The 13,233-nt window shown below is 52.9% G+C and carries 8 protein-coding genes and 2 pseudogenes; 7 read left to right on the top strand and 3 right to left on the bottom strand.

Annotation, left to right across the window (positions count from 1 at the left end):
* The first annotated feature begins 327 nt into the window (after positions 1-327).
* Entirely contained in the window at positions 328-2,406 is a 2,079-nt protein-coding gene (locus ACJJIF_RS00680) for a TonB-dependent receptor, heme/hemoglobin family (protein ID WP_444928388.1), read from the top strand.
* A gap of 182 nt (positions 2,407-2,588) precedes the next feature.
* On the opposite strand, the gene ACJJIF_RS00675 is transcribed toward ACJJIF_RS00680, so the two are convergent.
* Complete coding sequence (locus tag ACJJIF_RS00675; protein WP_444928387.1) at positions 2,589-3,407, bottom strand: HesA/MoeB/ThiF family protein; 819 nt, start codon at positions 3,405-3,407, stop codon at positions 2,589-2,591.
* A gap of 16 nt (positions 3,408-3,423) precedes the next feature.
* Positions 3,424-4,510 (bottom strand): annotated as a pseudogene (gene hrcA / locus ACJJIF_RS00670) (heat-inducible transcriptional repressor HrcA).
* A 224-nt stretch (positions 4,511-4,734) separates the two neighbouring features.
* Between hrcA and rph the strand changes: the two are divergent.
* From rph to ACJJIF_RS00640, 6 genes and pseudogenes are all read left to right on the top strand, one after another.
* A pseudogene (gene rph / locus ACJJIF_RS00665) lies at positions 4,735-5,422 on the top strand (ribonuclease PH).
* Complete coding sequence (gene rdgB, locus ACJJIF_RS00660) at positions 5,422-6,063, top strand: RdgB/HAM1 family non-canonical purine NTP pyrophosphatase (RefSeq protein WP_444928386.1); 642 nt, start codon at positions 5,422-5,424, stop codon at positions 6,061-6,063. The pseudogene rph and the gene rdgB overlap by 1 nt, the downstream one beginning before the upstream one ends.
* 81 nt (positions 6,064-6,144) lie before the next feature.
* Positions 6,145-7,308, top strand: a complete 1,164-nt coding sequence (gene hemW / locus ACJJIF_RS00655) for a radical SAM family heme chaperone HemW (RefSeq protein WP_444928385.1) — start codon at positions 6,145-6,147, stop codon at positions 7,306-7,308.
* A 334-nt stretch (positions 7,309-7,642) separates the two neighbouring features.
* Complete coding sequence (gene phaZ / locus ACJJIF_RS00650; RefSeq protein WP_507021908.1) at positions 7,643-9,202, top strand: polyhydroxyalkanoate depolymerase; 1,560 nt, start codon at positions 7,643-7,645, stop codon at positions 9,200-9,202.
* A 107-nt stretch (positions 9,203-9,309) separates the two neighbouring features.
* Entirely contained in the window at positions 9,310-9,723 is a 414-nt protein-coding gene (locus tag ACJJIF_RS00645; RefSeq protein ID WP_041767818.1) for a DUF2852 domain-containing protein, read from the top strand.
* Between the two features lie 175 nt (positions 9,724-9,898).
* Complete coding sequence (locus ACJJIF_RS00640; RefSeq protein ID WP_444928384.1) at positions 9,899-10,642, top strand: M48 family metallopeptidase; 744 nt, start codon at positions 9,899-9,901, stop codon at positions 10,640-10,642.
* Between the two features lie 2 nt (positions 10,643-10,644).
* On the opposite strand, the gene ACJJIF_RS00635 is transcribed toward ACJJIF_RS00640, so the two are convergent.
* Positions 10,645-12,696 (bottom strand): transglycosylase domain-containing protein, encoded by a 2,052-nt coding sequence (locus ACJJIF_RS00635; protein WP_444928383.1) that lies wholly within the window; start codon positions 12,694-12,696, stop codon positions 10,645-10,647.
* Positions 12,697-13,233 lie beyond the last annotated feature (537 nt).

Below are 13,233 nucleotides of genomic sequence, written 5' to 3'. Positions count from 1 at the left end.
TTTTTATGTCGCCTACTGGTTGGTTGTGAAAAACTTGATCTAACCGTGTTACCGTGGGAATGAATCCTTGTTTTCGCATTTATCGTGAAACGCTTTCGCGTTTTTCGTGCGCCGCTTCACCTTACCACATTTTGAAAAGATGTGAGCAGGGCCAATTACATCTGCTCATTCAATCCCCAGCTAGGGAAAACCCCTCAATTAAAACTTGACTATTATACTCATATTTATAAAACACAGCTAGAAACAACGTTTGCAAAATGCAGACACAAGCTAGCTAAAGCAGCGTCTCAGCCAGCCACTCCCATACAAATTCAGACTGAGGCGATCATGTCTAATTCGCGCTACTCCCGTGCGGCCCTCCTGGCCGGCACGACCCTCTCGCTCGCCCTGATTTCTGCGAGTGTCTCGGCACAAGAAGCTGCTCCGAGGCTAGCTAATGAAAATCCGACTACGATGCTTGATGAGATCATCGTAAATGCAGGCAAGGAGAAGGTGGCTATCGATACACCGCAATCCGTGTCTGCTGTGGGACAGGAAGAAATTGACGCTGCTCAGGCTTCAACACTGGGTGAAATCATTGATGCTTTACCTGGTGTGTCCGTCACCAATCCTGATGCAACGTTCGGGCAAGGCTTCAATATTCGTGGCATTGGTGGTGCTTTTGCTGCAGATGAAAGCAGAATTATCATTCAGGTCGATGGTGTAAAAAAGTACTTTGAACAGTACCGGATGGGATCTCTCTTCACTGATCCAGAGCTGATGAAGCGAGTTGAGGTGCTTCGCGGCCCGGCCTCTTCTACTCTGTATGGTGCTGGGGCAATTGCCGGTGTGATCGCCCTTGAAACAAAGGATGCGAGTGATTTTCTTACTGGCGATGACAAATATGCGGTCCGCGCTAAAACCTCTTGGGAATCCAATGGTAACTCACCACTCGCTTCTATTATTACAGCTGTGAAACCGACAGAAGATCTCGAGTTTCTGGCCAACTTTCAGTATCGCAAATCCGGCAATTACGATGCTGCAAAAGGCAAGGAACTTGAGAACGGTGACATCACCTCGCTGTCAGGTCTGGCGAAGTTGGGCTACACCTTTGGCACAAACCGCGATCAGAAGATCGAAGCCAGTTATCAGCGCCTGTATGCTGATGGTGAGAACCTGCCATACGATCAGCTCACCTACAGCGATGCCTTCGGTCTGACAGATCGTATCGTCGATGACCAAACTGCGGTGCTTTCTTATGAGAACACCTTTTATGGCAATGACCTGTTGGATATCGAAGCTCAGATTTCTTATTCAGATACTGAAGTTGATCAAAAGCATCCTGGAAACATCTATTTCGGTGATCGGGCAAAGTACAGCTACACGACGTGGCAGGCCAACCTGCAGAACACGTCCCGCTTTGATCTTTCAGACAATGTCGAAACTTACTTCACATATGGTGGTGAGTACCTGAACAGAGAGCGTCTGAACCCACGTTACAGACCAGGCGGTGTTGTTCAGCCAGGTTCAGGGTCTCACCCGGAAGGAAGAACCGAGCTTGCTGGCATCTTCGGTCAAGCTGAGATCATTGTTGGAGAAAAGCTAACGCTGACACCAGGCATGCGCATTGACTACACGCGTCTTAAGCCAGGTGATGGTGTCGCCAGTGATGAAGAGCTGAGGAAGTTTGCATATTCACCAAAGATTGCAGCGCTTTATAAGGTCAATGATTGGTTTGGTGTATTCGGCTCAATCGCCCACACAGAACGCCTGCCGACCGTGGATGAAACATTCAGCAATGGCAACATTGTTGACGGTAAGCTGCAACATCTGGATTTGGAAAAATCCAATAACTTTGAAGCAGGCTTTACGTTCTCGTTTGATGACACGTTGCAGCAGGATGATGCGATCCGCTTTAAAGCAACAGGGTTCTACAACATTATTGAGAACCATATTTCAACGGTGTTTGATGGAACCTTTGCCCGGACCGTTATTACTGAAGAAGCACTCCTTCGCGGATTGGAGCTGGAAGCAGCCTATGACTCTCCAAACTGGTACGGCAGCTTCGGCTCCACAATTACACGTGGTAATGATACCTCTGGCGATAAAGACAAGTATCTTGAAAGCGTTGCCGCGGATAACGGCTTCTTGCGCGTCGGTTACAAGTACCAGCCGTGGAGCTTGGATGCATCCTGGCGTGTAGATGTCTATGCTCCGCAAAATCGCACGGAAGATCCAAACAACAAAACTCCAGGATACGCCCTGCATCAGGCCAACTTGAGCTGGAAGCCTCAGGAAGGTGCATTTGCAGGTGCTGAAGTCCGAGCGAGTGTGACAAACATCTTTGATAAGAAGTTCCAATCTCACTTGAGCTCATCTGAAGGCAAAGGCCGTTCCTTCAAACTTAGCTTGGCGAAAACATTCTAAGCCTCTTTTCGGCGCGCTGTGAGAGCGGCGTGTCTGGCAATGCTGGTGAGACAGATTTGCCTGAATGAGGCTAGGCCCTTTGTGGCGGAGGGCTGGAGACGGCGGGGAAGCAATTCTCCGCCGCTTTCTTTTGCAGCATATCGCTGAAAAGCGGGGCCGTTTTAGGCAGTGACGAGAGCGGCTTAGCCGTGCTCCGTTTCCAGCATCTCGGCCCAGGTCTTTGGACTGTCGCCGTTAAGTGGGTTTTTCTTGGAGCGTTTGTATTTGATGGTCTCAAAATGCATGCTCAGGGTATCAGCCAGCAACATGCGCCCGATCAGGCCTTCTCCAAACCCAACAATCTCTTTAATCACCTCAAGAGCCTGAAGCGTACCGACAAGCCCGGTCAAGGCACCCAGCACACCTGCTTCAGTACAGGTTGGGATGGAACCAGCTTCAGGGCGTTTCGGGAAAAGGCAGCGGTAGGTTGGGTTAATGTAGTTGCCATCCTCATCCTGCACGAAGGGCTTCAGCAGCGTAACAGATCCATCAAACTGCCCCACAGCAGCGGTAACCAAAGGACGCCCGGCATAAAAACACGCATCCGAAACGAGGTAGCGGGTGGCAAAGTTATCAGAGCCATCAACGACGATATGGTAGTCATTGATGAGCGCCATGGCGTTTTGTCCGTTGATGCGGGTTGGATGCGGAACGACGCGCACATTCGGGTTCAGACGCGCGATTGCCTCGGCAGCACTGGCAACCTTTGGCTCCCCCAGTTTCTCAGTATCATGGATGATCTGACGCTGAAGGTTGGAGAGAGACACAACATCATCATCAACAATGCCGATGGTGCCAACACCCGCTGCAGCAAGGTATTGCAGAACCGGAGCACCAAGTCCCCCTGCTCCAATCACCAGAACACGCGCAGCTTTTAGTTTTTGTTGTCCTGGGCCGCCAACATCGCGCAGCACGATATGACGAGCGTAACGTTCCAGTTCAGAAGCTGTAAGGGAAAGCAAGTCGGACTCCAATAGTTTAGCCGAGCAGGCGGCTCACCAGTCGGGCTGTGTAATCCACCATGGGAATGACACGCGCATAGTTGAGACGAGTCGGCCCGATAACACCAAGAACGCCCACAACGCGCTGTTCACTATCGCGGTATGGGGAAACGATCAAGGAAGAACCGGAAAGCGAGAACAGCTTGTTTTCTGAGCCGATAAAAATACGTACACCTTCACCGCCCTTGGCAAGATCCAGCAGCCGGATCAGCTCGCTCTTGTTTTCAAGATCATCAAACAACAGTCGAATGCGCTCCAGATCTTCCTTTGCGCCCACGTTCTCCAGCAGGTTGGAGCGCCCCCGCACGATCAGTGTGCCAGGATCATTCTTGTCCCCGCCCCAAACGGCAACACCTGCATCCACCACCTTAGAGGTGAGTGTATCCAGCTCCGCCTGAAACTCGTTTCGTTGCCGAACAAGCTCAGATTGCGCCTCGGCAAGCGTACGGTTGCGGATGATGGAGTTCAGGTAGTTAGAAGCTTCTGTCAGAGCGGAAGGCGGCAGGCCAGCAGGCAGATCAACAACACGGTTTTCGACCGAGCCATCCTCGCTCACCAGCACGACGAGCGCTTTCAGCGGCTCAATCTGCACAAACTCGATATGGCGAAGCGTTGTGTCCGTCTTGTTGGAAAGAACAACTCCTGCCCCACGGCTCAAACCAGAGAGCATCTGGCTGGCTTCCGTCAGCACCTGTTCCGGCGTTTTATCTCCGCCCTTGGCTTTCACCTGCACAGCAATCTGCTGGCGCTCTTCCTTGGTCAGGTCACCCACTTCAAGGAAGCCATCCACGAACAAGCCGCAATCCCGACTGTGTTGGCAAACGACCTGCGCTGGTATGCGGGGAATAAAGCAGTCCATGATGCTCCAGATCAGCCATCACATTGCGGATGGAGGCCGGAGAAAGAGGCTGGGAAAGGCCGCGGGCAAGATTTCGGGAGCCGAGCGGTTCGCCGGTATCAAGGTAGTTTTCGACGATGCGCCGGAAGATCTCGCGGGAACGCTCATCAAGATCCTCAAGAGGGACAGAAGGAGGAACGCTCGTCACGGTATCGGTACTCCACATCAACAGCAGGTTTCGGGCAATGGCCTCCTTCAATCCCTAGCACAGGACAATTGAACAGCCAAAACGCAATTTTAGCAGAAAATCGGCTCTCAAACCAAAACCAGCCTTTGCGCTTACGGCAATCCGCAGCTAAAAGATCCGCAATACCATTTGTGAGATTATAGCTATTAAGCAACCCGAGGGAGCTTACCTTGAACCGTCCATCCAAACGTACACCTGAAGAAATGCGTCCAGTCAGCCTGGAGCGCGGTGTTGCAAAGCATGCCGAAGGCTCTTGCCTGATCAAATTCGGCGATACCCACGTTCTGTGTACAGCAAGTTTGGAAGAGCGCGTTCCGCCGTGGCTCCGTGGTCAGAACCGTGGCTGGGTCACCGCAGAATACGGCATGCTGCCACGTGCAACGCACGATCGTATGCGCCGTGAGTTCCTCCGCAGGCAAGCAGTCTGGCCGTACTCAGGAAATCCAGCGTCTCATTGGTCGTTCTCTGCGCGCTGTTGTTGATCTGGGTGCGCTGGGCGAGCGTCAGATCACCGTTGACTGTGATGTCATTCAGGCAGACGGCGGCACCCGCACAGCGTCCATCACCGGCGCATGGGTTGCTCTGCATGATTGCCTGAAGTGGATGGAAGCGCGCGATATGGTCAAGACCGATAAGGTTCTGAAAGACCACATTGCAGCGATCTCCTGCGGCATCTACGAAGGCACTCCGGTTGCTGATCTGGACTACGCAGAAAACTCCTCTGCTGACACCGATGCAAACTTCGTCATGACTGGCAAAGGCGGCATTGTTGAAATTCAGGGCACTGCTGAAGGTGAGCCATTCTCTGAAGAAGAACTCGGCCAGCTCATGGGCCTTGCAAAACAGTCCATTTCCAAACTGGTTGAGCTGCAGAAGCTGACGGTGCTCTAATGCAGGCAGAAACAACAGAAAGTCGCCGCCTGGAACCTGGCAAGCTCGTGCTTGCCAGCCACAACAAAGGCAAACTGCGCGAAATTCAGGATATGCTTGCCCCGCACGGCTTCGAGGTTCTCTCTGCCGGTGATCTGGACCTGCCAGAACCGGTTGAAGATGGCGAGACCTTCGAAGCTAACGCGGCAATCAAGGCTTTGGCTGCTGCAACGGCTACAGGCCTGCCAGCTCTTGCGGATGACAGCGGTTTTTGTGTAAACGGCCTGAACGGTGATCCGGGCATCTATTCCGCACGCTGGGCAGGACCGGGCAAAGACTTCGGCGTTGCCATGCAGTCTGTGCAGGACAAGCTGACAGAAACCGGCGCTACAGATCGCACCGCCTACTTCGTAGCTGTGCTGTGCATGGCCTGGCCGGATGGTCACACCCAGTTCTACCGCGGTGAAATCCACGGCGAGCTGGCCTGGCCGCCACGCGGTCTGGAAGGTTTCGGCTACGATCCAATGTTCGTACCAGAAGGGTTCGACAGAACCTTCGGCGAAATGGACAAACAAGAAAAACACACAACGAAGGAAGGCGAGGCCCTGTCTCATCGCGCCCGCGCCTTTGTTAAGTTTCAGAAAGAGTGCTTGCCGGCGTAATACGCGTTCCCGAAAAGTGGCTTCCGGTTTTCGGATAAGAACTCGTACAAAAAAATCTTTGGCAAGCGCAAAGGAAAAAGAATGACTGTGTCACCGGTTGGCGGCTTTGGGATTTACGTGCATTGGCCATTTTGTCTGGCAAAATGCCCGTATTGCGACTTCAACTCCCACGTACGCCATCAGCCGGTCTCACAGGAGCATTACGCCAAAGCTCTGGCAACAGAGCTGGCACGCTATGCGCAGATGGTGCCGGGTCGCACAGTCAACTCCATCTTTTTCGGCGGCGGCACACCTTCTCTCATGGAGCCCAAAACCGTTGAGACCATTCTCAACGAGATTGCCCGCCTCTGGCATCTGCCGGATAGCGCTGAAATCTCCATGGAAGCCAATCCAACCAGCGTGGAAGCGACCCGCTTTGCAGGCTACAGATCCGCTGGTGTAAACCGCCTGTCCGTCGGTATTCAGGCGTTGGATGACAAGGAACTGAAGATCCTTGGACGTCAACATTCTGTTTCGGAAGCGATTCAAGCCGTTGAAATTGCGCGCAAGACATTCCCGCGCATTTCGTTTGATCTGATCTACGCCCGTCCAAACCAAACCTTGAAGGCATGGGAGCAAGAGCTCAACCGGGCCATCGATCTGGCAGCTGACCACCTGTCCATGTATCAGCTCACCATCGAAAGCGGCACCATGTTCCAGCGCCTCTACGCAGCTGGCAAGCTGGAGATGTTGGACCCTGATCTGGCCGCAGACATGTTTGACCTGACACAGGAAATCACTGCTGCCCGCGGTTTACCGGCCTACGAGGTGTCCAACCACGCCGCACCTGACGTTCAGTGCCTGCATAACCTAATTTACTGGCGCTACGGCGATTATGTCGGCGTTGGTCCCGGTGCTCATGGTCGTTTGACGTTGGAGGACGGCACCAAACTGGCCACGTCCACCGAAAAGCATCCGGAAACATGGTTGGGGCTGGTTGAAACCAAAGGCCACGGCGCTATTTCTGAAGATAGACTTGTTCGTGATGAGCAAGGTGATGAGCTGTTGCTGATGGGTATGCGGTTGCATGAAGGCATCGACGTACCGCGTTATGAACAGCTCTCTGGTCGTCAGTTCAATCCGCAACGCCTGCTGAACCTGCAGGAAAACGGAATGGTAGAATGGGTGAGCAACACTCGCCTGCGTGCAACGCAAACAGGCTTTCCTCTACTGAATGCCGTAATTGCTGAGCTGGCTTCCGACTAACATTCCCAAATAAATTTCATTAGCAATTTCAACTTAGTGAAATAATTGCATTCGAATTACTCAATTCGATTGGGGTATTATTTTACATATTGTGCAATGCAACATGGTCGGTTACACTTACAATCACTTTGGCAGCGGTGAAGAACCTATTGATCTTCAATGCAAGTTAAGGTTGGTTTGTATTTCTCCATGAGTCTATGTTGCTGAAAAGGTATAGGGCTGCCTATACTTTTGCGGTGCAGCACTTCGGGCTAAAGTGTATTCGTGCTGCGGAAATCAAAAAACTACATGAACGAGAGTTGGCTGAAGCGAACGTCTGGGGAGGAAACATTCTGTGCTGTTCTACCATTTGTATGAAATGAACCATGCAGCGATGTCCCCTGTCCGGGCTGCAGCGGATATGACACGTTTGTATTTTCAAAACCCGCTGAACCCCATGGCGCACACGCAAGTTGGCCGCACAGTCGCCGCATCCTGTGAGATGCTGGAACGTGTGACCCGTCGCTATGGCAAGCCGGAATTTGAGCTCTACACCACTGTTGTTGATGGCGAAGAAGTCGACATTACGGAAGAAGTCATCTGGTCCAAACCATTTTGCGACCTGCTGCACTTCAAGCGGGATCTGCCGAAAAGCAGAAAAGACGACCCAAAAATCCTGATCGTCTCTCCGATGTCTGGTCACTACGCGACACTGCTGCGCGGTACTGTTGAGGCTCTTCTGCCAAATCTGGATGTCTACATCACAGACTGGGAAGATGCCCGTCAGGTGCCTATTGCGGATGGCCGTTTCGATCTGGACGACTACATCGAATACATCATGCAAATGCTGCATTATCTGGGGCCAAACACGCACGTCCTTGCTGTGTGTCAGCCGTCAGTCCCGGTATATGCTGCCGTCTCTCTGATGGAAGAAAACGGAGATAAATGCGCTCCGGCAACCATGACGCTGATGGGCGGTCCAATCGACACCCGCGAAGCGCCAACTGCCGTGAATGATCTGGCCGTCGAAAAAGGCATCGACTGGTTCAAGCGCAATGTCATCATGGAAGTGCCCTTCCCACACAAAGGGTTCACGCGCCAGGTTTATCCGGGCTTCCTGCAGCTCTCCGGCTTCATGAGCATGAATCTGGACCGCCACATGGTTGCTCACCGCGATTTCTTCCAACACCTGATTGAAGGTGATGGCGACAGCGCTGAAAAGCACCGTGATTTTTATGACGAGTATCTTGCTGTCATGGATCTGACCTCTGAGTTTTATCTTCAGACAGTCGAGACGGTCTTTATTGAGCATTCTCTGCCAAAGGGCGAGATGATGCATCGTGGCAAGATGGTTGATCCGAAAAAGATCACCGGAACCGCGCTCTTCACCGTTGAAGGTGAAAATGACGATATTTCCGGCGTTGGCCAAACGCAGGCCGCGCAAAAACTGGCTGAAAACATTCCGTCCAGCCGCCGCATGCACTACATCCAGCCGGGTGTGGGTCACTACGGGGTCTTCAACGGTTCAAAATACCGCTCCGAAATCGCTCCGCGGATCGTGAAGTTCATTCAGGACAATCCGATCAATGTTCGCGCAGAGCAAGCCACCAAACGTGCTGCCAAGAAAGCACTTCGCGACAATCCTTCTGAGAAATTCGCGGGAGATCCATTGCGCGAAATCCTGCTGGCTGAGCCAAAAGGTGCCGCCGACGATTTGCAGCTGATCAGCGGTGTAGGGCCGAAATTAGAGCGTGCACTAAACGGCGCTGGCATATTCCATTACTGGCAGATTGCAAACCTGACAGAAGATCAGGCAGCCGCTCTGGATGACCGTCTGGACATCCGTGGCCGCATGGTTCGTGACAATTGGGTTGAGCAGGCGCGTCGCCTCAATGATTCAGTGCATTCTAATTGAATGTAAGTGAATATAACCAATCGTCTAATAAAATTTCATTCTATATCTTGAAAAGAAAATAGAACCACCCCATCTCAAGTCTGTTGATTTGAGAAGGGGTGATTTTAATGAATGTAAATGCAATAAAACCCTCCTGGAATCCTCTAAGTATTGCACTTATGGTTCTGGGATTCGTAGTTTTCTGGCCTCTTGGTCTTGCTATGCTTGCCTACATCTTGTGGGGCGACAACTTTAATGGCTGGAAGCGTGAAGCTAAATGCCAGTGGAATCGTAGCAATCTGAAAAATGCGATGGATAATATGCAAACTGCGACCCGCAGCGGTAACGCTGCTTTTGACGACTACCGTGAAAAAGAACTGAACCGCCTGGAAGAAGAGCGCAGAAAGCTCGACAGCATGCGTCAGGAATTCGATGATTACATGAACGACCTGCGTCGGGCTAAAGATCAGGAAGAATTCGACCGGTTCATGAGAAACCGTCACAACCGCCCAAGCGAACCTTCAGCAGGTGAAGCAATCTAATGGGTCTTAAAGGTTCATAACAAGCATCCGGTGCTCTGTCTTGGCAGGGCACCCTTTTCTGCGTTTGAACTGTGTTGCAAGACTTCAGCGCACTAAAGTAAATGGCACTGGTTGACTTTCAAATCACCCTTTTCTCTGTAATAACGAGAGCAATCAGTGCAATTTTTGAGGTGACATGGGGTTCTTTGCGACAAAGGTTTTGCCGGAGTTTATTGAGGTGGATCTGGGCCATAAGTCCCTACAGATCCGCCTAAAACGAAACTCAAGAGCAAAGCGCTACATCCTCAGAATTCCACCGGGAGACCCAACCCCGGTTATCACCGTCCCAGCCCGAGGCAATCTGAAAACAGCTCAGGACTTCGCCAATCGGCAAGTGGGCTGGCTCAAGCAGCGATTAGGCTCCCGCCCAGATACAATCAAGTTTGAAGAGCATGCCCGCATCCCGATCAGAGGCGTGCTGCATACCTTGCGCTCCTCAGGCAAACTGCGCGGTCTGGCCCAGCTTGATATGGAAGAGGAAACCGAAGAGCCACTGCTGCTGCTCCCCGGTGAAACGCAAAGCTTCCACCGCAAAACCAAAGACTTCCTGCGCAAACTGGCCAAGGATGATATCGAAGGCCATGTACGGCACTTCACTCAACAGCTCGGCCGCAACTATCACAGCATCACACTGCGAGATACCAAAAGCCGCTGGGGCTCCTGCTCCCACGATGGCAAGCTGTCCTTCTCATGGCGCCTTGTGATGGCTCCGCCTGATATTCTGGAATATGTGGCGGCTCATGAGGTTGCCCATCTTGTGAAGCTGGACCACTCACCGGAGTTCTGGCGCATATGTGAGGAGTTAGCTCCTCACACCAAGCAAGCCCAACGCTGGCTCAAAGAGCACGGCTCTCAGCTACATCTGTACGGGCAAGAATAACCCTACCCACCTCCGAATAACCTTCCAAGCAGATCCAAAGGACTGGCGCTGTTGTTGTTTTGCCGCGGTGGTGGAGCGGTTGTTGCCTGCACAGCTGGCCGCGGTGGCTGTGGCTGCTGAGGAGCAGTCACAAAGGTTGGCTGACGCCGTGCGGGTGCTGTACCCGGCTTTTGCAATGGAGATGTCTCTGCAAGATTGATCGGCACGCCCGGCAACCGCGCAATCGGAATGTTCTGATGCTGCGTTTCCATTATCCAGGCCCAGATCTCTGCCGGCAGCGTCCCTCCACTCACCTTCTTCATCGGCTTGTTGTTGTCATTTCCAAGCCAGACAGCAGTGGTCAGTGAACTCGTGTAACCAATGAACCAAGCGTCTTTATAGCCCTGCGTGGTCCCGGTTTTGCCGCCTGCAGGACGCCCTGCCAACAATGCCCGCTTACCTGTGCCGCCATAAATGGTTTGCGCCATCATGCTATTGATTTCGCTGAGCTTATCGCCTCGAACAACGCGCCCTGTCCCATCACCAGAACGCCGGTATAGAACTTCACCCTTCTCATTGCGGATCTGCCGAACCACATGCGGAACCACACCATATCCACCATTGGAAAATGGCACATAAGCTGCTGCAATCTCCAATGGAGTAACCTCAGAGGTACCTAGTGCAATCGATGGATTGGACTTCAAAGAGGAAGTAATGCCCAAGCGCCGCGCAGTTCGCGCCACGTTCGCAGGCCCCACCTCATGTGCCAGTTTGGCAGCAACCGTGTTGATGGAAAATGCCAGCGCTTGTGTCAGCGTCACATCACCATAGTAGCGCTTTGTGTAGTTCTTCGGCGTCCAACCGCGATATGTCACGCGTGCATCACGGCGAATGGTATTCGGCCCAAGTCCACGCTCCAGCGCTGCCAGATAAACAAACGGCTTAAAGGCAGAACCGGGCTGTCGGCGTGCATAAACCGCACGGTTGAACTGGCTCTTCCGATAATCTACCCCGCCCACCAGAGCGCGGATCGCGCCACTGCGATTGAGCGTAACCACAGCACCCTGGGTCACGTTAAACTCCTGGCGAGACTCCGCAATGCGTGAGGTAAGCGCTGTTTCTGCCGCCTGCTGCATGTCCCAGTCGATCGTCGTGTCGACAATGATGTCTTCACCGATAGACCCCACATAGCCCGGCAACAACTCCATCACATAATCAGCCACATAATTGCCGCTGCTGCTGTTGTGACTGGTGACCACATGTGCGGGATTAAACAGAGCATTCTTGGCGTCATCTGCCGTGATGAAGCCCGCGCTATGCATAGCGGCAATCACCACCTGCGCGCGCCCTTCCGCCAACTGCGCGTTACGCGTTGGAGCATACTTACTCGGCGCTTTCAGCAGCCCTGCAATGGTCGCAGCCTCAGCCAGATTGATCAGCCGTGCTGATTTGCCAAAGTAAACACGAGCCGCCGCATCGACACCATATGCTCCAGCGCCGAGATAGACCCGGTTCAGGTACATCTCCAGAATTTCTTCTTTGCTGTAGTTCCACTCCAGCCACAGTGCCATCACCACTTCCTGCATCTTACGCTGCATGGTGCGTTCCGGCTTCAAAAACAGGTTCTTAGCCAGCTGCTGTGTGAGTGTGGACCCGCCCTGAACGGTACGCCCGCTGGTGTAGTTTACAAACGCTGCACGGGCGAGACCGATCGGATCGATCCCAAAATGATACTTAAACCGCCGATCTTCAATCGCCATCACGGCATCAGGCAAGTACTTCGGCAGTTGCTCCAGCCGAACGGCCTCACCGCCAGTGTCTCCACGGTTTGCGATCAAAGTACCATTTGCAGAAACAATGCGCACATTCGGTGGTCGCTGCGGCACAGCCCACTCTGAAGCTGGCGGCAAATGCGCCGCGTAATAAGCAAGAATACCGCCGACAACAACGATGCCCCAGATGCCAAGCACCACGCTCCAGTACATGCAGAAGCGCAGCGACTTCCACATAAACCGCCGGAACTTACTCTGGCCTTTGGGCTTTCCGGAGGATGTTGCAGCATCCAGTGCTGCCAATGTCTGCTGCTTCGCCTTCCGGCTCGGCTTCTTCGCAGGCCGCTTGGCTGCGGTGTTTTGCGTTTGCCGTGGCCTCTGCGGTGCAGGTTTTCTGCTCGGTGCTGAGGGAGCTTGTGGTGAAGGACGTGATCGTGGGGACGCCTGCTTGTTCGTGGCCGCGACCCTGTTTGGACGGCGGATGTAATCTTCGTCGTCTTCAGGTCGCAGTGCTACGCCTTGCAAACGAGGACGCTGTGATTGTGGAGGGCGTTTAGGCTGACCGGCACCGGGCTGCTGAGGCGGTCTGCCGGAAGGGCGTTGCCCGGGGCGCACAGGCCTCCGTTTTCTGCCATTTCCATTTTGGCCAGTCGCCATAACTCCAAATCACCCCGATACTAATCACTTATCTCAGACGATGGCGATCAGATAAGACTGAGCATGCCTGAACAAACACAGGCCACAGACCGCTTGGGAGAGAGACCGTAACCTGGATACAAAACACGAACGATTTTAGGGAAACAGGCTTAATTCTGCGTTAAACCATTCACGCGAATTGCG

This window comes from Microbulbifer regidiadema (SeqCode), assembly GCF_052467605.1.
The sequence above is the reverse complement of the archived record's forward strand: the minus strand, read 5'-3'. Positions and strand labels throughout refer to the sequence as shown.

Bases quoted from the DNA above. Each gene is read 5' to 3' on its own strand.
- ACJJIF_RS00680 (WP_444928388.1), top strand. From the start codon at position 328: ATGTCTAATTCGCGCTACTCCCGTGCGGCCCTCCTGGCCGGCACGACC.
- rdgB (WP_444928386.1), top strand. From the start codon at position 5,422: ATGCAGGCAGAAACAACAGAAAGTCGCCGCCTGGAACCTGGCAAGCTC.
- hemW (WP_444928385.1), top strand. From the start codon at position 6,145: ATGACTGTGTCACCGGTTGGCGGCTTTGGGATTTACGTGCATTGGCCA.
- ACJJIF_RS00645 (WP_041767818.1), top strand. From the start codon at position 9,310: ATGAATGTAAATGCAATAAAACCCTCCTGGAATCCTCTAAGTATTGCA.
- ACJJIF_RS00640 (WP_444928384.1), top strand. From the start codon at position 9,899: ATGGGGTTCTTTGCGACAAAGGTTTTGCCGGAGTTTATTGAGGTGGAT.